Source organism: Rhodospirillales bacterium, from assembly GCA_016710335.1.
Lineage (GTDB): Bacteria > Pseudomonadota > Alphaproteobacteria > Rhodospirillales > Defluviicoccaceae > JADJXQ01.
In genome coordinates, this window is the sequence record JADJXQ010000010.1 from 37160 (window position 1) to 61625 (window position 24466).

Annotated in this window: 25 protein-coding genes and 1 tRNA gene; 2 read left to right on the top strand and 24 right to left on the bottom strand. The window is 65.9% G+C overall.

From position 1 onward, the window contains the following. Position 1: 1 nt before the first annotated feature. The 5 genes from IPM60_13815 to ccsA form a co-directional block, all read right to left on the bottom strand. Entirely contained in the window at positions 2–2353 is a 2352-nt protein-coding gene (locus tag IPM60_13815) for a PAS domain-containing sensor histidine kinase (GenBank protein ID MBK8908933.1), read from the bottom strand. After that, positions 2350–3795, bottom strand: coding sequence for a nitrogen regulation protein NR(I) (ntrC, locus tag IPM60_13820; GenBank protein ID MBK8908934.1), 1446 nt, complete (start codon positions 3793–3795; stop codon positions 2350–2352). Before ntrC ends, IPM60_13815 begins: the two co-directional genes overlap by 4 nt. Further along, on the bottom strand, positions 3792–4898 hold the full coding sequence (locus IPM60_13825; protein ID MBK8908935.1) for a PAS domain-containing protein: 1107 nt from the start codon (positions 4896–4898) through the stop codon (positions 3792–3794). The genes ntrC and IPM60_13825 overlap by 4 nt, the downstream gene beginning before the upstream one ends. A gap of 24 nt (positions 4899–4922) precedes the next feature. Next, positions 4923–5927 carry a tRNA dihydrouridine synthase DusB gene (gene dusB / locus IPM60_13830; GenBank protein ID MBK8908936.1) on the bottom strand — a complete coding sequence of 335 codons (1005 nt, stop codon included), beginning with the start codon at positions 5925–5927 and terminating at the stop codon, positions 4923–4925. Positions 5928–6016: 89 nt separating this feature from the next. Continuing rightward, entirely contained in the window at positions 6017–6820 is an 804-nt protein-coding gene (gene ccsA / locus IPM60_13835) for a cytochrome c biogenesis protein CcsA (protein ID MBK8908937.1), read from the bottom strand. Between the two features lie 123 nt (positions 6821–6943). Here ccsA and IPM60_13840 point away from each other — a divergent pair, with 123 nt between their 5' ends. After that, positions 6944–8146: a bifunctional 2-C-methyl-D-erythritol 4-phosphate cytidylyltransferase/2-C-methyl-D-erythritol 2,4-cyclodiphosphate synthase gene (locus IPM60_13840; GenBank protein ID MBK8908938.1), complete on the top strand. Its 1203-nt coding sequence runs from the start codon at positions 6944–6946 to the stop codon at positions 8144–8146. A 149-nt stretch (positions 8147–8295) separates the two neighbouring features. Here IPM60_13840 and IPM60_13845 read toward each other — a convergent pair whose 3' ends face one another. The 9 genes from IPM60_13845 to IPM60_13885 form a co-directional block, all read right to left on the bottom strand. Beyond that, positions 8296–8613, bottom strand: a complete 318-nt coding sequence (locus IPM60_13845; protein ID MBK8908939.1) for a divalent-cation tolerance protein CutA — start codon at positions 8611–8613, stop codon at positions 8296–8298. Between the two features lie 28 nt (positions 8614–8641). After that, positions 8642–9199 carry a hypothetical protein gene (locus tag IPM60_13850; GenBank protein MBK8908940.1) on the bottom strand — a complete coding sequence of 186 codons (558 nt, stop codon included), beginning with the start codon at positions 9197–9199 and terminating at the stop codon, positions 8642–8644. A 42-nt stretch (positions 9200–9241) separates the two neighbouring features. Then, positions 9242–9318 (bottom strand) — tRNA-Pro (locus tag IPM60_13855). 81 nt (positions 9319–9399) lie between these two features. Then, complete coding sequence (locus IPM60_13860) at positions 9400–9849, bottom strand: MerR family transcriptional regulator (GenBank protein ID MBK8908941.1); 450 nt, start codon at positions 9847–9849, stop codon at positions 9400–9402. A gap of 1 nt (position 9850) precedes the next feature. Continuing rightward, entirely contained in the window at positions 9851–10165 is a 315-nt protein-coding gene (locus tag IPM60_13865) for an integration host factor subunit alpha (protein ID MBK8908942.1), read from the bottom strand. 137 nt (positions 10166–10302) lie between these two features. Continuing rightward, positions 10303–11301 (bottom strand): ketoacyl-ACP synthase III, encoded by a 999-nt coding sequence (locus tag IPM60_13870; GenBank protein ID MBK8908943.1) that lies wholly within the window; start codon positions 11299–11301, stop codon positions 10303–10305. Continuing rightward, on the bottom strand, positions 11298–12350 hold the full coding sequence (gene plsX / locus IPM60_13875; GenBank protein ID MBK8908944.1) for a phosphate acyltransferase PlsX: 1053 nt from the start codon (positions 12348–12350) through the stop codon (positions 11298–11300). The genes IPM60_13870 and plsX overlap by 4 nt, the downstream gene beginning before the upstream one ends. Positions 12351–12654: 304 nt before the next feature. Next, positions 12655–13236 carry a DUF177 domain-containing protein gene (locus tag IPM60_13880; protein ID MBK8908945.1) on the bottom strand — a complete coding sequence of 194 codons (582 nt, stop codon included), beginning with the start codon at positions 13234–13236 and terminating at the stop codon, positions 12655–12657. After that, complete coding sequence (locus IPM60_13885; GenBank protein MBK8908946.1) at positions 13233–13679, bottom strand: ubiquinol-cytochrome C chaperone family protein; 447 nt, start codon at positions 13677–13679, stop codon at positions 13233–13235. Before IPM60_13885 ends, IPM60_13880 begins: the two co-directional genes overlap by 4 nt. A gap of 446 nt (positions 13680–14125) precedes the next feature. On the opposite strand from IPM60_13885, the gene IPM60_13890 reads away from it, so the two are divergent. After that, complete coding sequence (locus tag IPM60_13890; GenBank protein ID MBK8908947.1) at positions 14126–14572, top strand: outer membrane protein assembly factor BamE; 447 nt, start codon at positions 14126–14128, stop codon at positions 14570–14572. A gap of 162 nt (positions 14573–14734) precedes the next feature. Here the strand turns inward: IPM60_13890 and IPM60_13895 are convergent, their stop codons facing one another. From IPM60_13895 to rpiB, 10 genes are all read right to left on the bottom strand, one after another. Next, positions 14735–16834: a sodium-translocating pyrophosphatase gene (locus IPM60_13895; protein MBK8908948.1), complete on the bottom strand. Its 2100-nt coding sequence runs from the start codon at positions 16832–16834 to the stop codon at positions 14735–14737. A gap of 212 nt (positions 16835–17046) precedes the next feature. Continuing rightward, positions 17047–18072, bottom strand: a complete 1026-nt coding sequence (gene thiL / locus IPM60_13900) for a thiamine-phosphate kinase (GenBank protein MBK8908949.1) — start codon at positions 18070–18072, stop codon at positions 17047–17049. Continuing rightward, positions 18062–18562 (bottom strand): transcription antitermination factor NusB, encoded by a 501-nt coding sequence (gene nusB, locus IPM60_13905; protein ID MBK8908950.1) that lies wholly within the window; start codon positions 18560–18562, stop codon positions 18062–18064. Before nusB ends, thiL begins: the two co-directional genes overlap by 11 nt. Further along, positions 18562–19023 carry a 6,7-dimethyl-8-ribityllumazine synthase gene (gene ribH, locus IPM60_13910; protein MBK8908951.1) on the bottom strand — a complete coding sequence of 154 codons (462 nt, stop codon included), beginning with the start codon at positions 19021–19023 and terminating at the stop codon, positions 18562–18564. Before ribH ends, nusB begins: the two co-directional genes overlap by 1 nt. Further along, a complete protein-coding gene (ribB, locus tag IPM60_13915) occupies positions 19020–20204 on the bottom strand; it encodes a 3,4-dihydroxy-2-butanone-4-phosphate synthase (protein MBK8908952.1) in 1185 nt (394 codons plus the stop codon). The genes ribH and ribB overlap by 4 nt, the downstream gene beginning before the upstream one ends. Next, on the bottom strand, positions 20176–20763 hold the full coding sequence (locus IPM60_13920; protein MBK8908953.1) for a riboflavin synthase: 588 nt from the start codon (positions 20761–20763) through the stop codon (positions 20176–20178). Before IPM60_13920 ends, ribB begins: the two co-directional genes overlap by 29 nt. Positions 20764–20773: 10 nt before the next feature. Continuing rightward, complete coding sequence (gene ribD, locus IPM60_13925; GenBank protein MBK8908954.1) at positions 20774–21859, bottom strand: bifunctional diaminohydroxyphosphoribosylaminopyrimidine deaminase/5-amino-6-(5-phosphoribosylamino)uracil reductase RibD; 1086 nt, start codon at positions 21857–21859, stop codon at positions 20774–20776. Positions 21860–21936: 77 nt separating this feature from the next. Beyond that, positions 21937–22389 carry a transcriptional repressor NrdR gene (gene nrdR, locus IPM60_13930; protein ID MBK8908955.1) on the bottom strand — a complete coding sequence of 151 codons (453 nt, stop codon included), beginning with the start codon at positions 22387–22389 and terminating at the stop codon, positions 21937–21939. Positions 22390–22470: 81 nt separating this feature from the next. Then, positions 22471–23784 carry a serine hydroxymethyltransferase gene (locus IPM60_13935; GenBank protein MBK8908956.1) on the bottom strand — a complete coding sequence of 438 codons (1314 nt, stop codon included), beginning with the start codon at positions 23782–23784 and terminating at the stop codon, positions 22471–22473. 116 nt (positions 23785–23900) lie between these two features. Beyond that, positions 23901–24356, bottom strand: a complete 456-nt coding sequence (rpiB, locus tag IPM60_13940; GenBank protein ID MBK8908957.1) for a ribose 5-phosphate isomerase B — start codon at positions 24354–24356, stop codon at positions 23901–23903. Between the last annotated feature and the right edge of the window lie 110 nt (positions 24357–24466).

The following is a 24466-nucleotide window of genomic DNA, read 5'->3' on the forward strand; positions in this document are numbered from 1 at the left end:
GCTAACCGTCTGTCGCGCCGACCGCCCCACCGACCGACCATTGGCCACGATGACCCTCCGCTGCGTAGTCGCGGGGGTCGCCTTCCGATTCGTCGCCGCCGGCGGAGTGCTCCAATCCGGTCTCGGACGCCGAAGGACCGAAGACTATCCGAACACGGGCGCCTCCGCCCTTCCGATCTTCAAGCAGCAGGTCCGCGCCATGATCCTCCATGATTTTCTTGACGATCGCCAGTCCCAGTCCGGTGCCCCCGGCCCGGGTCGTGACGTAGGGTTCTGTCAGCCGGTCCCGCTGGTCCACGGGCAAGCCCTTGCCATTGTCTTCGACAATCACTTCGACCGTTCTGCCTACCGTCGACGACACTGTCTCGGTCACGCTCACCCGAATGTGCCCCGGCTCCGCCGCGCTATCGCGGCTGCGCTCGGCGATCGCCTCCGCGGCGTTCTTGACGATGTTGGTCAACGCTTGGCCGATCTGGCGACTGTCGCAGCGCAATTCGACGCGCTTGTCGGGCAACGCCATGGAGAACCGGATGTCCGGGCTGCGGTTGCGTTCGAGGAACACCGCTTCCCGCACCAGATGACACAGGTTCTCCGGCCTGAAATCGGGGCGCGGCATGCGCGCGAAGGCGGAAAACTCGTCGACCATCTTGCGGATGTCCTCGACTCGCCGCACGATGGTCTCGGTGCAGCCGGCGAAGGTCTCGCGGTCGGTCTCGATCTGATTCTGGTACTTGCGCTGCAGACGTTCGGCGGCGAGCTGGATGGGGGTGAGCGGATTCTTGATTTCGTGGGCGATTCGCCGCGCCACGTCCGCCCATGCAGCCTTCCTCTGCGCCGCGACCAGGGCGCTGATGTCGTCGAAGGTCAGGACATAGCCGACGATCTCGCCCCGTACGCGCTCCGCCGTGATGCGCGCGAACAGGGTGCGCGGAACGGCGTTCCTCACCATCCGGATCTCGGCTTCCCAAGGGCGGTCGGTGCGCCGGCCAAGGGCGTTATCCACCAGGTCCGCCATCTCCGGCACGACCTCCTTGACCGGCAGCCCCATGGCCGCATCCAGCGGGGTCTCGAGGAGTTCCGACGCCGATCTGTTGGGCAGATGGATATTGCCTTCGATGTCCAGCCCGACGACCCCCGCTGAGACCCCGCTCAGCACCGTCTCGGTGAAGCGCCGGCGCTCGTCCAATTGGCGGTTGGCGACGATCAGGCTTTCGCGCTGCCCCTCGAGCTGGCTGGTCATGCGGTTGAAGGCGCGACTGAGGGAGTCGATCTCCTCGATGGACTCGACGATATCGACGCGGGCGGTGAGGTCGCCTTTGCGGACCCGCTCGGCCGCGACGAACAAGCGGCTTATCGGCTTCGAGATCTGCGTCGCCAGCACGAACCCGGTCCATACCGCCGCCAGAAGCAGCAGCAATGCGACGATGATGAAAATCAGAACGAAGGTGATCAGAATCCCCTGGCGGCGTTCCTTGAGACGCTCGTATTGGGCAACCGCGAGGGTGGTGCGCTCGATGTTTTCGAGCACCTCAGGCTCGATGAAGCGGCCGACGATCAGATAAGCGTCAAGGAAGCGTCGCAGCTTGACCACCGCCCGGACCCGGTTGTCGCCGGCGTTGCTCAGCACCACGATGTCGCCGCGGGCGGCCTGCTCGATGGCGGCGGCGGGCACCAGATCCAGTTCCAGCGTCAGACTGAGCGGCGTGCGCGCCAGCACCTGCGCGTTGCCGTCGACCACCAGCGCCTCCGGCAATGAGCGGAGATAGGCCTGCGCGGTCAGCTCGCGATCGAACATCTGCGGACTGCGCATCAATGCCGACGCCTGCTGATCCAGGTCGGTGGCCATGGCGATGGCCTCGGCGCGGATGCCATTGCGATGCTCCTCAAGGTACGCCTTGGCGACAGCATCCGACGCCTCCACCGCCGTCCGCACCCGCTCGCTGAACCACGACTGGATGCCGAAATCAAGAAACAGCGCGGAGAACACGGCGACCAGAATGGCCGGCGTCACCGCAACCAGGCTGAACATCAGCACTATGCGGACATGCAGGCCGGACCCCGCCAGACCGCGCCTGCGCTCTGCCCACACCCGCACCAGCTGCCGCGCCACCACTACCCCCAGGATCAGCAGCAGCACGCCGTCCAGGACGAGGAGATACAGAACAGACGCGGGCTGCGGTCCCGACTGCGGCGATCCTGTCCACGACAGCACCGTCGCCACCCCGGAGATGACCGCCGCCAGGGTCAGCGCGAACGCCAGCTTGCGGTGCAGCCCGACGCGCGCCGCCCATCGCCGCAGTCTGTTCCAGGTCCGCCGCGTCCCCTCCGGGACGGCGGCCGCGGATGCAGTCATCGCCCCCCTCCCCGCACGACCGGAATGCCGAGCTCCCTGATCTTTTTCCTGAGCGTGTTGCGGTTGAGGCCGAGGATCTCCGCCGCCCGGATCTGGTTGCCGCCGGTTGCCTCCATGGTGAGCGCGATGAGCGGCCGCTCCACCTCGCGCAGCACCCGATCGAACAGACCGGGAGCCGGAAGCGCCGGACCATGCGCATCGAAGTACGATTTGATGTGGCGCTCCACCGACTGCCCCAGGCCGTCGCTACTTGTGGGCTCGATGTCCGGCGGCGTGGTGTCGGCCAACTCGCTTTCAATGATGTCTACACCGATGACGTCCTCCGAGTAGAGGGCCGCCAGCCGCCGGACGAGGTTTTCCAACTCGCGCACATTGCCCGGCCACCGGCACGACTTCAGCCGCTCCATGGCGGCGGTCTCCAGGATCTTCGGCGGTAACCCCTCTGCCGCCCCCTTGGTCATGAAATGGCGGACGAGCTCCGGGATGTCGGCGCTCCGTTCCCTGAGCGGCGGCAGACGGATCGGCACCACGTTGAGACGGAAGTACAGGTCTTCGCGAAAGATGCCCTGGCGGATCAGATGGCGCAGATCCCGGTGGGTGGCGGCGATGATGCGGAGGTTGGCGCGGATCGGTGTGCGCCCGCCGACGGTGGTGTACTCGCCCTCCTGGAGGACGCGCAGCAGCCGGGTCTGCGCCTCGGTCGGCATGTCGCCGATTTCGTCAAGGAACAACGTGCCGCCCTCGGCCTGCTCGAACCGGCCGACGCCGCGGGTGTTGGCGCCGGTAAAGGAGCCTTTCTCGTGCCCGAACAGCTCGCTCTCGATCAGCTCGCGCGGAATGGCCGCCATGTTGATGGCGACGAACGGCCCATCGCGCCGCTTGCCGTAGCGATGCAGGGCGCGCGCCACAAGTTCCTTGCCGGTGCCGGATTCGCCGACGATCAGCACCGTCAGGTCGGTGCCCATCAGCCGCGCCAAGGTCCTGTAGATTTCCTGCATCGCCGGCGAGCGGCCGATCAGCGGCGAGTCCTCGTCCTGGAACTCCGGCTCCGGATGGGCGGACGCCGCTGTCCGGTTCGGCACCTCCAGCGCCCGTCGCACGATGCCGATGAGTTCGTTCAGGTCGAACGGTTTCGGCAGGTACTCGAAAGCGCCGCGCTCCGTCGCCTTGACGGCCGTCAGCAGCGTGTTCTGCGCGCTCATCACCACGATCTTGAGCTCGGGGCGGATCTTGCGGATGCGCGGGACCAGGTCGAGGCCGTTTTCGTCCGGCATCAGGACGTCGGTGATGACCACGTCCCCTTGCCCGTCGCTGACCCACTGCCACAACGTGGCGGCGTGCCCTGTGACCCGCACCTGGAAGCCGCTCCGCTCCAAGGCTTGGCTGACCACTGTACGTATGCCCGGATCGTCGTCCGCAACCAGCACCGTCGCCACCGTCATCGCCCCTCGTTCGTCGCCGCCATCGGCAGGCGGACGCGGACTTCGGTGCGGCCGGGCTGGCTGTCCACTTCGATCACGCCGCCGTGCTCGCCGATGATCTTGGCCACCAGCGCCAGCCCGAGGCCGCTGCCTCCGCGCTTGGTGGTGACGAACGGATCGAAGATATGGGGTTTTATGTCGTCCGGGACGCCCTCGCCGTTGTCGTGAATACTTATCATCAAGGGCAGATGCACCCGCGCGTGGCTGCCGGGCACGGCAAAGCGAACGCCGTGCCCGTAGCGCGTGGTGATCGTGACCTTGCCGCCCGCGGACGGCAAGGCTTCGGCGGCGTTCTTGACGAGGTTGAGGAATACCTGCGTCAGCTGGTCACGATGACCATAGACCGCCGGCAACGACGGATCGTAGTTTTCGGCGATCGACAACGCGCCGCCGGCGCCGCTCTCCACCAGCATGCGCACCCTGTTCAACACCTGGTGGATGTTGACGGGTTCCCTCGCCTGCGGGCCTCCGTCGCTGAACACCTCCATGCGATCGACCAGGGCGCACACCCGGTCCGTTTCGTCGCGGATCAGCCGGGTGAGCGCGCGATCCTCGGCGGAGACATTCTGTTCCAGCAACTGCGCGGCGCCGCGAATGCCGGCAAGAGGGTTCTTGACTTCGTGCGCCAGCATCGCCGCCAGCGCACTGACTGATCGGGCGGCGCCGCGGTGGCTCAACTGGCGCTCGATCTTGGCCGCGATCGACTGCTCCTGCATGGAGACGACGATGGCGTCGGGCACATCTGCCAGCGGCGACGCCCAGATGTTGACGACGTGGCGGCCGATCTTCGGGTTCTCCAGCGCGACATCGTATTCCGCCGCCGGGCACCCGCCAGCGCGCGCTTGCCGGATCAGCGTAAACAGCGGGCTGTCGACCGGCATCAGGTGGTCGAGGCTCTGTCCCGCCAGGTGCTTGGCGCTGCTGCAGAAGAAATGCTCCCCGGCGCTGTTGACGTAGAGAATCCGCGCGTCGGCATCGACGACGACGATCACCGACCGCAGGCTGTTCAGAACTGCGTCCGGCGACAGGGTGCCGGTCTGCACGCTGCGGCGGGTGTCGAGCATGATCTGGTCCATCGGTGTCCCGCTTCAAGCCGCCGCCTGCCGATCGCTCGCGGCGACGTAATAGTCCCGCACCATGCCCTTGACGGCCTCGGGGTCGGTCTCCTGCATGATGCGTGCGCGGAACGCGGCCGAGTCGGCGAGGCCCTTCGAGTACCAGCCGATGTGCTTGCGGGCGATCCGCATTCCCGCATCATGGCCATAATGCGCCAGCATCTCCTCGTAGTGCCGCAGCACCGTCGCACGCTGCTCGGCCAATGCCGGCGGCGCCGGCCGGCGCCCGGTCGAGAGAAATTCGGCAACGTCCGCCAGGAGCCATGGCCGGCCATAGGCGCCGCGGCCGATCATCACCGCGTCGGCGCCGGATTCCTCCAGGAGACTGAGCGCCGCGTCCTCGTCGGTGACGTCGCCGTTGCCGATGACCGGGATGGCGACCGCCTCCTTGACCCTCCTGATGTAGGACCAGTCGGCGCGGCCGTTGTAGAACTGGTTGCGGGTGCGGCCGTGGATGGTGATGGCCTGCACGCCGACGCCCTCGGCAATACGCGCCAGCGCGACGGCATTGCGGCTGCCGTCGTCCCAGCCGGTGCGCATCTTGACGGTCACCGGCACGTCGACGGCCTTGACGACGGCGGCCATGATCCGCGTCGCCAGCGCCTCCTCCCGCATCAAGGCGGCGCCGGCGTCGCCATTCACCACCTTCTTCACGGGACACCCCATGTTGATGTCGATGAGCGCCGCGCCCAAGTCGCGACAGATCCGCGCCGCGTCGGCCATCACCGTCGGCTCGCATCCGGCAAGCTGTACAGCCGCCGGCTGCTCATCGAGCGCCGCTTTGGAGCGTTTCAAGGTTTTTCGCGAGGCATACACCACCGCCTGGCTGGCGATCATCTCGGAAACCACCAGTCCCGCCCCGAAGCGCTTGACGAGGCGCCGGAACGGCGGATCGGTGACGCCGGACATCGGCGCCAGAATGACGCGTGACGTAAGCGTCACGTTGCCGATGCACAAGGGCTGAGCGGGTGCGGTCATTTGATGATTAGATAGGCACATGCGCGGAATTGCAAGGAGATGCCTTGCATCCGTCCGCACCACCGCAACCGCCGACGGCGGCTCCCCGATCAGCCGATCAGGACGTCGGTGACGAATTTCAACCCCGGATATCCGAGCGTCAACAGGAGATAGGCGAGCAGCACCAGGCGCGCCGCACGCCGCCCGCGCACGCCGCTGATGTAGTGCGCGGCAAGCAGGCCGGCGACCACCAGAAACGCCGTGATGGTCAGGATCGTCTTGTGGTCAAAGACCAACAACGCGCCGGTTTCATGATATTGCACCGCCATCCCGGTCGCCAAGCCGAGGGCCAGAAGGACCTCCCCTATCAGCAGCAGGCGCACCACCAGGGTTTCGCAACTGGCGATCGGCGGCAGCATTCGCGTCAACGCCGTCGGCTGCTTCTGCTTCAGCGCCCGCTCCTGCAGGAACGCGGCGAGAGCGGCAATGGCGGCAACAGTCACGATGCCGTAGGTGACCACCGAGAGGACAATGTGCACGGCGGTCCAACCGGTCGTGGCCGCTCCGGAATCCAGAGGCTGACCGGGCGTCTGTTGCCAAACGGACGCGATGCCGCCGAGCAGGATCATGTAACCGCAGACGACCGGCGCCAAACGCCAAGCCTGTGGCGCCACCGCCGCCGTCACGGCATAGATCGCGAGCGTGGCGGCCACGGTCAGCCACAGTGCCGCGGCCAGGCTGGTTTCCCATGCCCCGGCCAGTTGCCAGCCGGCGCGGGCGAACGCCGCCGCCGCCGCCAGCCCGACCACGCCCCAGAACAGAGCGTCGCGGGAAGGCAGACGTCGCAGCACCTGCAGTGAAGCGGGCACGAACGCGGCAATTGCGGACGCATTGATGAGGACGGTGTCGATCAGCGCTTCGCTCTTTCGTGCTCGGGAAACGACCGGGATGAAGTCCAGGGTTGCCTTTGGTAATCGAGTTTACAACAGTAGCGCGGGGCGAACACCCCGCCGAATAAGGCCTTAATGGGAAAACCCATGACCACCCGCATTGGAACCTGCGTTGCCCTGATCGTCGCCGGCGGACGCGGCGACCGATTCGGCGCGGACATCCCGAAGCAGTATTGCCGGATCGCGGGCGAGCCGGTGTTGCGGCGCACCGTCAAGGCGTTCGTCGGCCATGGCCGCGTCGCAACTGTTCGGGTGGTGATCCGCCCCGGCGACGAAGACCTTTACGCGGCCGCGACCGCAGGTCTTGCCGTCATGGACCCGACCCACGGCGGCGCCAGCCGGCAGGAATCGGTGCGGCGCGGGTTGGAAAGCCTCGCGGCAGAAGCACCCGACGTGGTGCTCATCCACGACGCCGCGCGCCCGTTCGTGTCGAACGCGGTGGTCTCGCGGGTCCTGGACGCCCTCGACGCCGCGGTGGGTGCGATCCCGGCAATGCCGGTCGTCGACACACTGAAGCGCGCAAGCGGTGCGGGCGATCGGGTGGCCGCGACTATCGAGCGCCGCGGTCTATGGCGGGCACAGACGCCGCAAGGATTTCGGTTCGCGCCGATCCTGGACGCCCACCGGCGCTTTGCCGGCACTGACCTCACCGACGACGCCGCGGTTGCCGCACAGGCTGGTTTAGACGTAGCGCTGGTCGAAGGGGACGAGGAGAACGTGAAGATCACCACCCGCGAAGACCTTCAGCGTGCCGAACACTGGTGCGCCCAGGGTGGCGAAACCCGCACTGGCTTCGGTTTCGACGTCCATCGCTTCGGTCCCGGCGATCATGTGACCCTCTGTGGCGTCCGCATCCCGTTCCGCGCCGGCCTCGCCGGCCATTCGGATGCCGACGTGGGACTGCACGCGATCACCGATGCGCTGCTGGGAGCGATCGGCGGCGGCGATATCGGCGCGCATTTTCCGCCGGGCGACAAACGCTGGAAGAACGCGTCGTCGGAGATCTTCCTCCGCCACGCCGGTACCATGGTCGCAGACGCCGCCGGCCGCATCGTCAACATCGACGTGACCCTCGTCTGCGAGCGACCGCGCATCGGCCCGCACCGAGCAGCGATGATCGCGACCATTGCCACCGTGCTCGGCGTTCCGCCGGAGCGCATCAGCGTCAAGGCGACGACGACCGAGCGCCTCGGCTTCACCGGCCGCGAGGAGGGCATTGCCGCGCAGGCCGTCGCCACGGTGGTGCTGCCGCCTCCGGCCGATGCCCAAAGGCCAGTCAAACGGCCGTAAGTTCACCGACGCCCGCTCAAGGTGAGCAGCGGCGTCAGGACGCCTAGTGCAGCAGCGTATTCAAAGAATGCGCCATAGCTGCACGCGAGTTCTTGATTCTCGTGCACACTATGACCCATTCGACTGAATCAATCGAATGGGTCTGTGCACTAGTCCTCCTCCGGTTGATCGGTTTCCGCAGCGATCCAGGCAATATAGTCGGGGTTGCCGCCGACGATCGGCAGGGCGACGACGCAGGGACACGTATAATCGTGCAACTCCATCACTCGCTGGGTGACGCGGTCGACGAGATCGCTACGGGTCTTCAGCACCAGGGCGACCTCGGTCTCCTCCTGAACCTCTCCGTCCCACCTGTAGACGGAGGTGATATCGCCGAGAACATTGGCACAAGCGACCAAGCGCTCCTCTACCAGGGTGGCGCCGATGCTCAACGCTTCATCCTGGGACGCTGCGGTGACGTAGATCATCGTGGCGGCGACGGTCATCGTTACAGCCTCACGGGCCGGTGCGGACAAGGGTACCGGTGACGTATTTGAGATGAAGTCCTTCACGGATGCGCGAGAACTCCAGATGCAGCCCCTCGTCGGTCAGGGTCCGATCGTAGGTCTGAAGCTCGTACCCGGCATCCTCCATGATGAGAAGGGCGTAGACCGTGAGTGTCTTGCCGCGGAGCGCCGCCCACACGAAAGGATCGCCCTTGAACGGATCGAGCGGCACCGGATTGCCGAACAGGTCCTTGCGCATGGCGGATGCGAACACACCCTCCCGGCCAGAACGCGTAAAGTCTATGGAGTACGTCTTGCGCGCGGGGCCCCTATCCGTTTCCCGCGTCGAGGTTGACCAGGTGACGTTGAAGCCATTGTTCGTAGGCCTGATAACGACCCCTAGGTCGCGCCGGCTCGCATCCGCCGCATCGTCAGCAGCGGTTGCGCCTTCGTAGGATCCGTAGAAATCCGCAATCTGCGCTTGTTGTTCATCGGCACTCGCGCCACTCGCGCCGTAGACGCCAATGGCGAGGACGATGAGCAATGCGCACCGGCAGATGGTCCTCATCGCGACCCGCTTCACCGCCCCGCTATCGCTCGCCCGTCCATGTGGTCGGAGCGGCCGGATTCGAACCGGCGACCCCTACACCCCCAGTGTAGTGCGCTACCAGGCTGCGCCACGCTCCGCCATCACGTTCGACTATATCCCGCTGCCGCAGAGCCACGCAACCGGCACGGCCGGCGCGCGGCGGCTCCTTCGCCCCGACATCACTTCAACAGCCCGCGGCAGGCCAGCAACTCATCGAGAATTCCCTTGAGTTCGGCCCGGAGCGCGTCGTCGCCGTCGTCATGGACCTCCGCTGCAGGCTCCAGCATCGCCTCCGGCTCGTCCGGCGACACTTCTGGACCAGGCTTGTCGGAGGCGGGAGTCTTTTGACGTAGCAGCTTCTGGGCGCCGCGGATGGTGTATCCCTCGTCGTGGAGCAGGGATCGAATCCGGCGCAGAAGTACAATGTCTTCAGGTCGATAATAGCGGCGGCCGCCGCCACGCTTGAGCGGGCGGATTTGCGGAAACTTGCTCTCCCAGAAGCGCAGCACGTGCTGAGGAAGGTCCAGTTCGTCGGAGACCTCGGCAATCGTCCGGAATGCGGCAGGCGACTTCGCGCCGGGTGCCCGCGATCCATGGTTGGTGCTGTTGATCTCAGCCGGTTCCGCCATGTCAATATCCCGGCGGCGGCTCACGATCCTGGTTGATGCGGCCCTTCAGCACCTGCGAGGCGCGAAAGGCCAGAACCCGGCGGGGATGGATGGGCACTTCTTCGCCGGTCTTGGGGTTGCGGCCGATGCGCTGCCCCTTTTGGCGGACGGAGAAGGTTCCGAACGACGAGATCTTGACGATTTCGCCCCGCGCCAGGGCGTCGGATATCTCGTCCAGCACCGTCTCGACCAGCTTCGCCGATTCGTTTCGAGAGAGGCCGACTTCCTGGTACACCGCTTCGCTGAGGTACGCCCTTGTGATGGTTCGCTCAGACATCCGTCCCGCCCCTGCATAGAATTCGGACGAGCAGCGTATCCTTCCAAGAGAATCGCGTCAATATCAGAGGGATGGGAAGATTGTTTCGAGTGATTCCTGGTTGCGGCAGTCCTTCGAGCGAGGAACGCGGTTAACCGTCACCAGCGGACGAGGCTGGCGCCCCACGCGAGACCGCCGCCGATCCCTTCCATGAGCACTATGTCGCCCCGCTTGATCCGCCCGTCGTGGACGGCTTCATCGAGAGCGAGCGGAATGGAGGCGGCGGAGGTGTTGGCGTGTCGGTCGATGGTCGTCACGATCCGCTCCTGTGGCACGTTGAGCTTGCGCGACAACCCCTCGATGATGCGGAGGTTGGCCTGATGGGGAACGAGCCAGTCGATGTCGCCGAGGCTCATGCCATTGACCGCGACAATCTGCTCCGCGGCGGAGGCCAAGTTCTTGACCGCGTGGCGAAACACCTCCTTGCCGGACATGCGCAGGTGGCCGACGGTCTGCGTCGCCGATGGTCCGCCGTCGACATAGAGGATATCGCGGTGGCGCCCGTCCGAATACAGGCGCGACGACAGAATGCCACGTGCGTCGCCCCATCCTGCCGCGCCGGGTTCACCCACGTCACTCTCGCCGGCGCGGAGCACCACGGCCCCGGCGCCGTCACCGAACAGGACGCAAGTGGCGCGGTCTTCCCAATCGAGGATGCGGGAATAGGTTTCGGCGCCGATCACCAGGGCGGTGCGCGCCTGCCCCAGCCGTATGAAATTGTCGGCCACCGCGAGCGCGAACACGAAGCCCGAGCATACTGCCTGAACGTCGAAGGCGAACGCGTTGACCAGCTTCATCTTGGCCTGCACGCGGGTCGCGGTGGCGGGAAACGTATCGTCCGGCGTCGTGGTGGCGACGATGACCGCATCCACCTCCGCGGGTTCCACCCCGGCATCGGCCAGCGACGCGGCGCCCGCTCTGACGCCGAGATCGGACGTGACTTCGCCGTCGGCGGCGATATGGCGTTGGGTGATGCCGGTGCGAGCGACGATCCAGTCGTCGCTGGTGTCCATGCGCTCCGCCAGTTCCGCATTGGTCACGATCCGCTCGGGCAGGTGCGAACCGCACCCGATGATCTGCGATCGAATGCCGGTCATGATCCGGCGACCATTTTCAGGCCGTCGTCCGGGTTCGGCCGGATGTGTGCCAGATCCTCCTTGATGCCCTCGTTGACGCCGTCTGCGATCAGGTCAACGGCGGCACCGATGGCGTTGGCGAAGCTGACCGCATCGGCGCCGCCGTGGCTCTTCACGCACACGCCGTTGAGGCCGAGGAACATGGCGCCGTTGTAGAGGCGCGGATCGAAGCGCCTGCGAACCTTGCTCAACGCGGGCCAAGCCAGCGCGGCGCCGATGCGCGCCAGCAGCGAGCTGTTGAGAGCCTCGCGCACCGCCCGTGAATAGAGGCGCGCCGCTCCTTCCATGCTCTTGAGGGCAACGTTGCCTGTAAATCCGTCGATGACGATCACGTCCACCGTACCTTCCAGAATATCGTTACCTTCCACAAAGCCATGAAAATCGATGGCCAGCGGGCTTGCCTGCAAGATCGCGGCGGCCTTCTGGACCGACTCGTTGCCCTTCAAATGCTCTTCGCCGATGTTCAGCAGCCCGACCTTCGGCTCTTCCAGGCGCAACACCCGCTTCGCGAACACCTCTCCCATCAGGGCAAACTGTACCAGGTTGTCGGCGGTGCATTCGACGTTGGCGCCGAGATCCAGCATGACGAATCGGCCGCGCATGGTCGGGCCGAGACCGGCGATGGCGGGGCGGTCGATGCCCGGCAATGTCCTCAGAACGACTTTGGCCATAGCCATCAGGGCGCCGGTGTTACCGGCAGAGACGATGCCCTGCGCCTCGCCGGACGCCACCGCGTCGATGGCCTTGCGCATGCTGCTGCCGCGGCCGGTCCTCAGCGCTACGGTCGGCTTTTCGTCATTGGCAATGACAGCCTCGGTGTGGCGGATGTCGACATGTTGACCAAGAGCGTGGTGCTTGCGCAGCAGATCCTGAAGCGCGGGTTCGTCCCCGAACAGCAGGAAGCGCGCCTCCCTGCGGCTTCTTAGAAAGTGTTCCAGGCCGGCCACCACCATCTGCGGCGCATCGTCGCCACCCATAGCGTCGATCGAGATGGTGATGCGGCCCGACATCGAACGCTCTGCCTCAACCGCGTTCGCGGTCATGACACACCTGCCGCGCAAGTACGCCCATGCAGTCCTGCCTCTCCCACTGCTGTGTTTTCCGGATGAGACGGAGCGACGCGGCTCCTTCAAGCTCTTCTGGTATGATCATTTTCGGAGTTTTCAAGTCGTGTGCACGGACACCGGTGGCCGACGCTCTCCTGGACACCGCTCGCCGACTGCGCGGCCCAGCCAGACGAAGCGCAGTCGACACGATCCGACACCGTGCAGCGTCGGGTCTTGTTACAAAAGTTTGAGCGCCAGGGCAACCCGTTTACGATCCGTCCGGCAGTTTGTTCTTCAGCGCCTTCAACGCCTTGAACGGGCTTCCGGCTTCTCTATCGTTTTCCGCGTCTCGATGATCATTCTCGGGCGCATCCGGATAGCCTCTGAACTCGACGCCAACCGCCCGCGGAAATGGATCCAGTTCAAGCGCCAATTGCTCCGCAACGACCTCGCCCGCGTCGATTGCGTCCTCGACCATAGGCTCCACGAACGCTTCACCATCCGCGGCCAGCACCACCTCGACCGAGGAATCCGCCACGTCTGTCCATTCGTCCTCGACCCCGGAGCCGAATCGGCGGAGGATGGCGGCGTCGATCGATGCGGCGACCGGTGCCAGGGTGACGACACAGGTTTGGGTCACCTCTGCCTGCAGCCGCCCTTCCAGGCGATAGATGCCGCCAGGCTCCGGCGTGATCCGGCCGACCGCCGCCAAATGCTCCAGGCCAGCGAGCGAAAACCGCCGGCAGAGCGCTCGCCGTTCCGCCTCCGTCGCGGCGACGCGGAACTCCATGCCCTCGGCTGGAAGTTTGGCGACCGCAAAGCGGCGAGAGAATTCGGGCGAGCCGCTCATCCGACGCCAGCCCCATTCGAGGTTTCACGACTGCCGCCGCCGCTCGCGGCTGGCGGTGCACCGAATGCGATTTCCCCCGCCAACAGGGCGTCTGTGGGCTGCGCCGCGAGTCCGGCTGCCTCAGCGCGCATGTAGTTCGCCATCGCGGTCACCGCCTCTGCCGGCGGCACTGTCTTGCGGTAGAGATTGCGGCGCAAGGCCGCCTCCAGAGCCTCACCTTCCTGCGCATCCAAACCCGCATCATAGGCCGCCAGCCGCCCGTAGAACCCTTTGGCCATCGCCTTGATACGTTTGCCGACCGACATGTCGCCGACGCCCAGTTCGCGCAGGTTCTGGTCCATGTCGGCGAACATCAGATCAAACAACGCCTGCGCCAGCCGCTCCGTCCGTTGATGATCGCATCTCAGGCGCCGCAGGATAAGGACGACGTGGAGCGTGATCATGTCGAAGCGGCCGTCCGGCGTGTCTTCGACGGCCTGATTCAGGTAGAACTCGGGGCGCCGAGCCTGCTCCACCGCGTGTCGGTAGAGGCGACCGGCATTAACGTCTGTGGGCGTTTCCGCCGTCTTGAAAAAGTGTGTCAGTTTCACGGAGCCATCTTCGCGTCGCAACAACCGGGCCTGTCCCGCGATTGACAAAGCGCGCCGCCGATGTCACCAATTCAGGCGCTTGCTCGCAATGACATACGCGTTGGGACACAACATATGCAGGTTCATAGCCCGCTGGTTCAAGAAGGATGACGATGTCTGGATGTACGTCAACATTGGATATGCGCGCTGAAGCGCTTGGTGATGATATGCGCGCTGAAGCGCTTGGTGATGATATGGGCGCTGAAGCGCTTGGTGATGATATGGGCGCTGAAGCGCCCGGGCGTCAATGCCGCAGGTGGATGCCCGTTCGCCTCGGCGTCATCAGGTTGGCGGCAGGGGCGCTGCTGCTGGGGTCGGTAGGCGCCTGTGCGCCGCGCGTCGACACCCATGGCAACACTCCTGACCCCGAGCGCCTGGCGGCAGTCACGCCGGGCGTTCATACCCGTGGCGACGTGCAACAGGTTCTGGGATCCCCGTCCAGCGTCGCGCTGTTCGATGGCGAGACTTGGTACTACATCGGCAACCGGACCGAAACGACAGCGTTCTTCGCGCCGGATGTGATCGAACGTCAGGTTCTGGCCGTCCACTTCAACCGCGCAGGCGTCGTCGATTCCATTCAATCCCTGGGCCTGGAGCAGGGCCAGGAGGTCAATCTGGTGGAGCGCGAGACGCCAACGTCCGGCAACGAGCTAACCTTCATCCAACAGATCGTCGGCAACGTTGGCCGCTTCGAAGGCGCCAACTAGCATAGACTGCAAGTAGCACAGACTGCTGACAAGCCCCGGAAACGGCGCTTCCGGGGCTCATTCACGCACCCATGAAGATAGAGACGATCGAAGTTTTCCGACCGATCTCGCCGGCCTGCGGGCAGATCCATCCGCAGGCCGGTGGATCGTTCGTTGCCGCTACTAGTGTGCCAGCACCGCCAGGATCAACAGCGCGACGATGTTGGTGATCTTGATCATCGGGTTGACGGCCGGGCCGGCGGTGTCCTTGTAGGGATCGCCGACCGTATCGCCGGTCACCGCGGCCTTGTGCGCGTCGGATCCCTTGCCGCCGAGATTGCCGTCTTCGATGTACTTCTTGGCGTTGTCCCAGGCACCGCCGCCGGCCGTCATCGAGATGGCGACGAACAGACCGGTGACGATGACGCCCAACAACATCGCACCCAGCGCCGCGAACGCCGCCGACTTGCCGGCGATGAGGGCGATGACGACGAAGAGGACGATCGGCGACAGCACCGGCAACAACGACGGGATGACCATCTCCTTGATCGCGGCCTTGGTCAGCATGTCAACGCAGCGGCCGTAATCGGGCTTACCGGTGCCTTCCATGATGCCGGCAATTTCCCTGAACTGCCGGCGGACTTCGACGACTACCGCACCGGCCGCGCGACCGACCGCCATCATGCCGAGGGCGCCGAAGAGATACGGCAGCAGGCCGCCGACGAGGAGCCCGACCACCACGTACGGGTTAGATAGAGAGAAGTCGACGGCGACGCCTTCGAAGTAGGTGAACTGGTCGACATTTTCGCTGAAGTACCTGAGATCCTGGGTATAGGCGGCGAAAAGGACCAGGGCGCCGAGACCGGCAGAGCCGATGGCGTAACCCTTGGTCACCGCCTTGGTGGTGTTGCCGACGGCGTCGAGGGCATCGGTGGTCTTGCGCACGTCTTGTTCCAGGTCCGCCATCTCGGCGATGCCGCCGGCGTTGTCGGTGACCGGCCCATAGGCGTCGAGCGCGACGACCATGCCGGCAAGCGCCAGCATTGCGGTGACCGCAAACGCGATGCCAAGCAGCCCGGCGATCAGGTTGGTGACGATGATGGCCGCACAGATCAACAGCGCCGGAATCGCCGTCGCCTCCATCGAGACGGCCAGACCCTGGATGATGTTGGTGGCGTGGCCGGTCTTAGAGGCTTCCGCGATGACCCTCACCGGGCGGTACTGGGAGCCGGTGTAGTACTCGGTCACCCAGATGAGCAGGCCCGTGAGCACCAAACCGACGATGCCGCAGAAGAACAGGCCCCATCCGTTGAAGGTGACCCCGGCCGCGGTGTACTCGGTGTTGAGCCCGATCACGATCGCCGTCGTCGGCAGCAGCAGCGCCGCTGAAATCAGGGCCGTGACGACGAAGCCCTTGTAAAGGGCGCCCATTATGTTGTTGCTGGGGCCGAGGCGGACGAAGAAGGTGCCAATCACCGAGGCGATGATGCAGACCCCGCCGATCGCCAACGGATACAGCATGAAGTCGCGCATCGTTTCCGTGCCGGCAAAGAAGATCGAGCCCAGCACCATGGTTGCGACCACGGTCACGCAGTAGGTCTCGAACAGGTCGGCGGCCATGCCGGCACAGTCGCCGACGTTGTCGCCCACGTTGTCTGCGATCACCGCCGGGTTGCGTGGGTCGTCTTCCGGGATGCCGGCTTCGACCTTGCCGACCAGATCGGCGCCGACGTCGGCGCCTTTCGTAAAGATGCCGCCGCCGAGCCGGGCGAAAATGGAGATCAGCGAGGCCCCGAAACCGAGACCGACCAGCGGATCGATCAGCGCCCGACCGCTGGCACCGGTCCACAACAGAATTCCGTAATAGATGGCGATCGCCAGCAGCGCCAGGCCGGCCACCAGCATGCCGGTGACCGCGCCCGCCTTGAAGGCGACGCCCAATCCTTCGGCGAGCCCTTTCCGTGCCGCGTCGGCGACGCGCACGTTGGCGCGCACGGAAATGTTCATGCCGATGTAGCCGGCGGCGCCCGAGAGGGTCGCGCCGATCACGAACCCGAGCGCCACCATCAGCCCGAGAACGATCCACAGAATGATCGTGACAACGATGCCGACGACGCCGATCGTCAGGTACTGGCGATTGAGGTAGGCAGCCGCCCCTTCCTGAACAGCACCTGAGATCTCCTGCATCCGAGCGGTGCCGGCGCTGGCGCCGAGCACACTACGGCTCGCCCACACGCCGTACCCCAGGGCCAGAAGGCCGCAAAGGATCACAACGACATACATGGATTTTCTCCCCTTATTTGTAGCAGCGCCCCTTGCACCGGCGGAGTACGCTTCCTTCCGCAGCACGCGCTATTGCATCGAAATTGATCTAACGTCCTGATAAATGACAGATAGAATTCGTTCGCGCAACCGGCGTTTGCTGCAATGCAAAATCCGCAGGCCCTGCGTCGCAACTCCGACGCGGAGGCAGCCGCGGTCAGGACGAAGCGCGCTCAAAAATGACGATACCCAGTTGAAGACACGGCCATGTCCCGCCCGTCAGCACCGACAATCCGAACGCCCACTGGTTGTTCCGATGTCGCCGCCGCGACGCGACCGATGGGTGACAGTGGCGTGCCGGCGGCCGCAGCCACCGCTAGCAGCGCCGATTCTGAATCCGGCGACGCGGTGATAACGAGTTCATAGTCATCGCCGCCGCTAACGACCGTCATCCAGTGCTGCGGATAGCTTGCAAGGACTGCCTGCGCCGCCGCCGACACCGGAACGCGCTCGGCATCGATCGTGGCTGTGACCCGGGACGCAATGCAGATGTGGCCTAAGTCGGCAATCAGTCCGTCAGAGACGTCCGCGACACCGTGAGCCAGCCCAGCGAGGTGCATGCCGAGAGCGAGACGCGGCTGCGGCCGGCGAAACCGCTCCACCAGCACCGCCTGCAGGTTCTCGGGGATCGCCGGCAGCTCGCCGGCAATGACCTTCAAGCCGAGCGCCGCATCGCCGATGGAGCCCGACACCCAGACCACGTCGCCGGGCTCGGCGGCGGATCTGCGCAGCTCCTGGCCCGTCGCGACGGTGCCGAGAACGGTCAACGAGATCCACAACGGCCCCGTTGTCGCCACCGTGTCGCCGCCGACCAGCGCCACCGCAAGCTCCGCCTGGCGCCGGTGCAAAGCGGCTGCAAAGGCGCCGAGCCATTGCTCGCGCCGGTCCTCGTTCCAGCCCTGAGGCAGCGCCAGAGCCATCGTATAGCCCGCCGGCCGGGCCCCCATCGCGGCAAGGTCGGAAAGCGCGGCGCCAAGGCCCCGGCACGCCGCTGTCTCCGCGTCCTCGTCATCCGGGAAATGCACGCCGGCGACAAGGGCGTCGGTGCTTACCACCAACCGCCGCCCGGCGCCGACCTCGATCACCGCGGCGTCGTCGAGGAGTCCCAGCGCTCCGGGCTCGGACGCCGCCAGCGGCGCGAAATGGCGGGCGATCAAATCGAATTCGCCGGACGTGGCGAAGGTGCTGCTAGAGCTCACCGCTGCCGGCGTCCTCGCCGCGCACCTGACGCGCCAGGCGGTCGAGCACCGCGTTCACCAACCCCGGTTCCTTGCCGGCATAAAACGCGTGGGCGACGTCGACATATTCGTTGATGGCGACTTTTGCAGGGATATCGGGACGAAAGGCCAGTTCATAGGCGCCGGCGCGCAGCACGACGCGCAGTAGGATTTCCATCCGAGCCAGATCCCGATTTTCGGGAAGCAGGGGAGATATAAGGGCGTCAAGATCCTCTCGCCCGGCGCTGACGCCCCGCACCAGCACCGACAGAAAGGCCGGGTCCGGCGCCTGGTTCACGAAGCCGGCTTCCGGCGCCGACCAGCGTTCCGACATGAAGGCCTCGAGAACCGGATCGGTCGCCGCTCCCGACACCTCCATCTCGTAGAGCGCCTGGACGCAGGCGAGACGGGCGGCGCTCCGCCGGCGCTTGTCCGCCCCCTGCCCCGCCCCGGTTCTGCGACTACCGGCCATCACGTCGCCAGACCGAAGGTGCGCTTCAGTTCGATCATCCGCAGGCAGGCGAGCGCCGCGTCGGCTCCCTTGTTCTTGCGGCCCGGGTCGGCGCGCACCCGCGCCTGCTCCATCGTTTCGCAGGTGAGGATGCCGAACCCGAACGGCATCTCGTGAGCGACCGCAAGATCCATGAGCGCGCGGCTCGTCTCCCGGCAAATGTGATCGTAGTGATCGGTCTCGCCGCGGATGACGCAGCCAAGGGCGACGATGCCGGCGAACCGCGGAGCGTTGCCGGTTTCCATCGCCCTGTGTGCGAACCGCACCGCCGCCGGCACTTCGAAAACGCCCGGTACCGCGCAGCGGTCAATGGTCATGTCGGCCCGCTCCAGGACCGCCACCGCGCCCCGCACCAAGTCGTCGGCGATATTGTCGTAGAACCGCGCTTCGACGATGAGCAGGTGGGCGCGCCCGCTGGTCATTTTGTTGTCCCTGCTGAGCGTGTCGGGATCGGGCGCCGCTCCGAGATCGCCAGTCCATAGCCCTGCAGGCCGATGATGGTGCGCTCCGTGTTGGACAACAGGATCATGTCCTTCACGCCGAGGTCGAGCAGGATCTGCGCACCGACGCCGTAGTCGCGCAACTGCGGCGCCTTGCTGTCGTCACCGGATGCCCGCGCGAGCACCCGCTCCGACAGCAGCGACTTGTGCGGCTCGCGGATCAAGACGACAACGCCGCGCCCGGCGTCGCCGATCATCCGCATCGCCTGGTGCAATTGTTGGGCGTTGCCGCTGCCGTTGTCGCCCAGCACGTCCTCAAGCACGTTGAGGGCGTGCATGCGCACCGGCACCGGACCGTCGGCGGCAATGTCGCCCTTGACCAACGCGATGTGCTCGGCATAGGCGACCCGGTTGACATAGACATAGGCCTGGAACGTGCCGCCGAACACGCTTTCGATGCGCGTTTCTGCGAGACGTTCGATAATGCGGTCGTGGCGCAGACGGAACGCGATGAGGTCGGCGATGGTCCCGATCTTGAGCTCGTGATCCTGGGCGAAGGCGAGCAGGTCCGGCATCCGCGACATGGTGCCGTCGTCGTTCATGATTTCGCAGACCACGCCGGAGGGATTGAGGCCGGCGAGGCGCGCGATGTCGACGGCTGCCTCGGTATGGCCGGCGCGCACCAGCGTTCCGCCGTCACGGGCCTCGAGCGGAAAGACATGCCCCGGCGACACCAGGTCGTCCGGACCCTTGCCGCGGTCGATGGCGACGGCGATGGTGCGGGCGCGATCGGAGGCGGATATCCCGGTGGTCACGCCCTCGCGAGCTTCAATGGAGACGGTGAACGCCGTCTGATGGCGCGAGACGTTGTGCTGCGCCATCAGCGGCAGATTCAGTTCCTTGACCCGTTGGCGGGTCAGCGCCAGGCAGATCAGGCCGCGGCCGTGCTTGGCCATGAAGTTGATGGCGTCCGGCGTCGCCATCTGTGCGGGAATTACCAGATCCCCTTCGTTCTCCCGGTTCTCGTCATCGACCAGCACGAACATGCGGCCGTTCCGTGCGTCCTCGATGATGTTGTCGATGGAAGCCAGTTGCGGAGGCCGCAAAACCAAGTCGGACTGTGGGGACAGCGGCTTATTCCTTGTCGAGCAGGCGCGCAACATAGCGCGCGATCATGTCGATTTCCAGATTGACCCGATCGCCGGCCCGGAGCCCGCCGAAGGTGGTCGCGGACAGGGTGTGCGGGATAAGGTTGACCGCGAAGCTCCGACCGGCGATCTCGTTGACGGTCAGCGATACGCCGTCGACGGCCACCGATCCCTTGACGGCGACGAAGCGCGCGATATCGGCCGGCGCATCGATCACGATCTTTCGAGACTCGCCGACCGCCGCCGTCGCAAGCACGATGCCGACGCCGTCCACGTGTCCGAATACCAGATGGCCGCCCAGTTCGTCGCCCATCCGGAGCGAGCGTTCGAGATTGACCGCCGTTCCCTCGTGCCAGTAACCGATGGTGGTGCGCGCGCAGGTCTCCTCCGAAGCGGACACCGCGAACCTTCCCGGCGCGGCGCCTGTCACCGTCAGACAGATGCCCGAACACGCGATGGACGCACCGAGGCTGAGGCTGGCGGTGTCGTAGCGCGTGGATATTTCGACGCGGGTGTCGCCGTTGCGGCGGATCCTGCGCACTGCTCCGATGTCGGTGATGATGCCGGTGAACATGATTGGTGCCCTAAACGCTTCGGCGGTAGGTTTCAAGCACGTCGCTACCGACGGTCCGAACATCTTCGCGGACGAAGCGGAGCGCGTCGGCCAGCCGCTCGACCGCGAGCGCCGCGACCGCCGGCTGCGCGTCCTCGCCGAACAGAAGCGGCGCCCGGAACCATGCGACGCGATCGATCAGGCCCGCCGCCAGGAAAGACGCCGCTACGGTGCCACCTCCCTCGATCAGCACCCGCGTGAGTCCTCGCCGTGCCAGAACTTGGGCGATGGAAACAGGGTCGAGGCGACCGGCCGCGTCGGCGGCGACGTCGATGACGACGGCTCCGGCCGCGGCTAGCTGTTCGCGCCGCTCCACCGGTGCATCGGCGCGCGTCAGCACCCACGTGGAAACTTCCCGCGCCGTCGCGGCCAGTCTCGCTTCCGGCGGCAGGCGCAGACGACCGTCAACGACGATTCGAACAGGCGACCGATGCTCCATGCCCGCGGTGCGGCAGGTCAGTTCCGGGTCGTCGAGGAGTGCAGTGTTCGAGCCGACCAACACGGCGTCATGCTCGGCGCGCATGCCGTGCGTAAGCGCCCGTGCGCCCGCGCCGGTGATCCAGCGGCTGTCGCCGCTTCGGGTGGCGATCTTCCCGTCGAGCGTCGTCGCCGTCTTCAACGTGAACAGCGGCCGCCCTTCCCGCACGCGAAGGAAGAACCCGGCGTTGAGGTTCCTGGCCTCCTCCGCCAACGCGCCGCCGACGGGCTGGACGTCGATCCCCGCGGCCCGCAGCCGCTGAATCCCACGGCCCGAAACGCGCGGGTCGGGATCCTCGACCGCGACCACGACCCGCGCCACCCCGGCCGCAATCAGCGCCTCCGAGCAGGGAGGCGTCTCTCCGTGGTGGTCGCAAGGTTCAAGTGAGACATGCGCGGTGGCCCCGCGCGCGCCGCAGCCCGCCCGTGCGAGCGCCTCGGTCTCGGCGTGCGGCCGACCGCCGCGGCCGGTCCACCCGCGGCCGACCACCGCCCCGTCTCGCACCAGCACGCAGCCGACGGCAGGGTTCGGCCACACACAACCAAGATTGCGCCGCGCCAAGCCGAGCGCCGCCCGCATCCACCGCTGGTCGTGGGATGCCGATGGCATGGTCAGATCGCCGCTCCACGCGCGGTGACGAGAGTCGTCGCAGGGGATCAGCGTTCGCCCAGAAGCTCTACGAACTGCTCGAAGTCCTTGGCCTCTCGAAAGTTCCTGTAAACGGAGGCGAACCGCACGTAGCCGACCTGGTCGAGTTGGGCGAGTTGCTCCATCGCCATTTCGCCGATCACCTTGGAGGGGATCTCCGGCTCGCCCAGCGTCTCCAGGCGGCGCTGGATGCTGTTGACGATGCGCTCGATACGGTCGGCATCGACGGGGCGTTTGCGGAGCGCGATCGCCAGCGAGCGCTGCAGCTTGTCGCGATCGAACGGCACCTTCTCGCCGGTCTTCTTGACCACCGTCAACTCGCGCAGGTGAACGCGCTCGAACGTCGTCCACCGGGCGCCGCACGTCGGGCAATAGCGGCGCCGACGAATGGCGGCGTGATCCTCGGTGGGCCGCGAATCCTTCACCTGGGTGTCGTCGTGTCCGCAGAATGGACAGCGCATGGCCTCGGAGCCTCTCTCCTTCTGATCGCCGGGCCGTCTGATCGTCGGGCCCGTCCTACAGGCCCGTCCTACAGGCCCGTCCTACAGGTCCGGGTACACCGGGAACCGGCGGCACAGAGCGACGATCTGCTCCCGGGCCGCGGCCTCCGCTGTACCGTTGTCATCCGGACGGGCGGACAGCCCGTCGAGCACGTCCGCCATCAGCTCGCCGACCCGACGAAACTCGCTCGGACCGAAGCCGCGGGTGGTGCCGGCCGGACTGCCGACCCGGATGCCCGAGGTGACTGCCGGCTTTTCCGGGTCGAACGGAATGCCGTTCTTGTTGCAGGTGATGTTGGCGCGTCCCAGGCTTGATTCCGCCGCCTTGCCGGTCACCCGCTTCGGCCGTAGATCGACCAGCGCCAGGTGGGTATCGGTGCCGCCGGATACCAGGTCCAGGCCCCGCTCCGCCAGCGACGATGCCAGCACCTTGGCGTTCTCGATGACGTTCTGGGCGTAAGTGCGGAACTCCGGCCGCAGCGCCTCGCCGAACGCTACAGCCTTGGCGGCGATCACGTGCATCAGCGGTCCGCCCTGCAGGCCGGGAAACACCGCGGAATTCATCCGTTTACCGAGGTCCGCATCCTGGCAGAGGATCATGCCGCCTCTGGGCCCGCGCAGCGTCTTGTGGGTGGTGGTGGTCACGACGTGGGCGTGCGGAAAGGGGCTCGGATGGACCCCGGCGGCAACCAAGCCGGCAAAGTGGGCCATGTCGACGACCAGATAGGCCCCCACACGGTCGGCGATCTCCCGAAACCGCGCGAAATCGATGATGCGCGGGTAGGCCGAGCCGCCGGCGACGATGATCTTCGGGCGATGCTTCCCGGCCAGCTGCTCGACCTCGTCGAAGTCGATCAACGCGTCGTCGCGGCGCACGCCGTACTGGACTGCCGTCAACCACCTGCCGGAGATGGACGGCGGCGCGCCGTGGGTCAGGTGGCCGCCGGCCGCGAGCGACATGCCGAGCAGCACGTCCCCCGGCTGCATCAGGGAGAGATAGACCGCGCCGTTGGCCTGCGCTCCCGAATGCGGTTGCACGTTCGCGAAGTCGCAGTCGAACAGCTTGCAGGCGCGATCGATCGCCACCTGCTCCGCGACATCGACATACTCGCATCCACCGTAGTAGCGGCGCCCCGGATAGCCTTCGGCATACTTGTTGGTCATCACCGAGCCCTGGGCCTCCAGGACCGCGCGAGACACCACATTCTCCGAAGCGATCAGCTCCACGTGGTCCTGCAGCCGTCGCAACTCGTCTGCGATGGCCGCGTGCACCTCCGGGTCGCGATCGGCGAGGCTTGATCCGAAGAACCCTTCATCGAAGGCGCCCGGCGAGATTGAAACCTTGCTCACTGACATGAACCGTCGTCCTCCATATCTCTCTGCGAAATATTTGCGCTGTTCTCTGTTCTGGCTCTCGATGCGCGGACCTTCGCAACGCCGGCTGCACGGAACCTCTTGATTCTCGTATGTCCTCAGCCCGGCCGCGACAATTTTTCGACGCGCCGAAGGTGACGGCCGCCCTCGAACCCGGTCTCCAGGAATACCTGCAGACAGTCCTGAGCGACATCGACCCCGATAAGCCGCTCCCCGAAACAGATTACGTTGGCGTCGTTGTGCTGCCGGGCCAAGCGGGCGCCAAGGGCATCATGAACCAGCGCCGCCCGCACCTCGGGAAAGCGATTGGCGGCGATGCTGATGCCGATGCCGCTGCCACAGATCAGCACCCCGCGGCGCGCCCGTCCCTTCCGCAACGCCTCCGCCAGCGCATACCCGAAGTCCGGGTAGTCTACGGAACCCTCGTCGTCGGTACCAAGATCCAACACGGCACAGCCCCGGGCCCGCAGAGCTTCGCAAAGCACACGTTTCAACGACAATCCGGCATGGTCACAAGCGACGGCGACCACGTCTTCGTCATGTGCTTCCGACACCCGCTCTGCTCCAGTCCTCCAGCCGCCCACACGCCATGAATACCATATGTCGAATGATGACGCCAGAGGGCCACAATGTCTCGGCCGACTGCCCGTGGATCAACCCCCGG

Bases quoted from the DNA above. Each gene is read 5' to 3' on its own strand.
- IPM60_13825 (MBK8908935.1), bottom strand. From the start codon at position 4,898: ATGCTCGACACCCGCCGCAGCGTGCAGACCGGCACCCTGTCGCCGGAC.
- IPM60_13860 (MBK8908941.1), bottom strand. From the start codon at position 9,849: ATGGCGGAACCGGCTGAGATCAACAGCACCAACCATGGATCGCGGGCA.
- ribB (MBK8908952.1), bottom strand. From the start codon at position 20,204: ATGTTGCGCGCCTGCTCGACAAGGAATAAGCCGCTGTCCCCACAGTCC.
- IPM60_13880 (MBK8908945.1), bottom strand. From the start codon at position 13,236: ATGAGCGGCTCGCCCGAATTCTCTCGCCGCTTTGCGGTCGCCAAACTT.
- IPM60_13845 (MBK8908939.1), bottom strand. From the start codon at position 8,613: ATGATCTACGTCACCGCAGCGTCCCAGGATGAAGCGTTGAGCATCGGC.
- IPM60_13865 (MBK8908942.1), bottom strand. From the start codon at position 10,165: ATGTCTGAGCGAACCATCACAAGGGCGTACCTCAGCGAAGCGGTGTAC.
- IPM60_13935 (MBK8908956.1), bottom strand. From the start codon at position 23,784: ATGTCAGTGAGCAAGGTTTCAATCTCGCCGGGCGCCTTCGATGAAGGG.
- plsX (MBK8908944.1), bottom strand. From the start codon at position 12,350: ATGTCGGGCCGCATCACCATCTCGATCGACGCTATGGGTGGCGACGAT.
- dusB (MBK8908936.1), bottom strand. From the start codon at position 5,927: ATGACCGCACCCGCTCAGCCCTTGTGCATCGGCAACGTGACGCTTACG.
- IPM60_13850 (MBK8908940.1), bottom strand. From the start codon at position 9,199: ATGAGGACCATCTGCCGGTGCGCATTGCTCATCGTCCTCGCCATTGGC.
- IPM60_13840 (MBK8908938.1), top strand. From the start codon at position 6,944: ATGACCACCCGCATTGGAACCTGCGTTGCCCTGATCGTCGCCGGCGGA.
- ribD (MBK8908954.1), bottom strand. From the start codon at position 21,859: ATGCGGGCGGCGCTCGGCTTGGCGCGGCGCAATCTTGGTTGTGTGTGG.
- IPM60_13890 (MBK8908947.1), top strand. From the start codon at position 14,126: ATGCCCGTTCGCCTCGGCGTCATCAGGTTGGCGGCAGGGGCGCTGCTG.
- ntrC (MBK8908934.1), bottom strand. From the start codon at position 3,795: ATGACGGTGGCGACGGTGCTGGTTGCGGACGACGATCCGGGCATACGT.
- IPM60_13885 (MBK8908946.1), bottom strand. From the start codon at position 13,679: ATGATCACGCTCCACGTCGTCCTTATCCTGCGGCGCCTGAGATGCGAT.
- IPM60_13815 (MBK8908933.1), bottom strand. From the start codon at position 2,353: ATGACTGCATCCGCGGCCGCCGTCCCGGAGGGGACGCGGCGGACCTGG.
- nrdR (MBK8908955.1), bottom strand. From the start codon at position 22,389: ATGCGCTGTCCATTCTGCGGACACGACGACACCCAGGTGAAGGATTCG.
- nusB (MBK8908950.1), bottom strand. From the start codon at position 18,562: ATGGCCGGTAGTCGCAGAACCGGGGCGGGGCAGGGGGCGGACAAGCGC.
- ribH (MBK8908951.1), bottom strand. From the start codon at position 19,023: ATGACCAGCGGGCGCGCCCACCTGCTCATCGTCGAAGCGCGGTTCTAC.
- IPM60_13895 (MBK8908948.1), bottom strand. From the start codon at position 16,834: ATGTATGTCGTTGTGATCCTTTGCGGCCTTCTGGCCCTGGGGTACGGC.
- IPM60_13870 (MBK8908943.1), bottom strand. From the start codon at position 11,301: ATGACCGGCATTCGATCGCAGATCATCGGGTGCGGTTCGCACCTGCCC.
- IPM60_13920 (MBK8908953.1), bottom strand. From the start codon at position 20,763: ATGTTCACCGGCATCATCACCGACATCGGAGCAGTGCGCAGGATCCGC.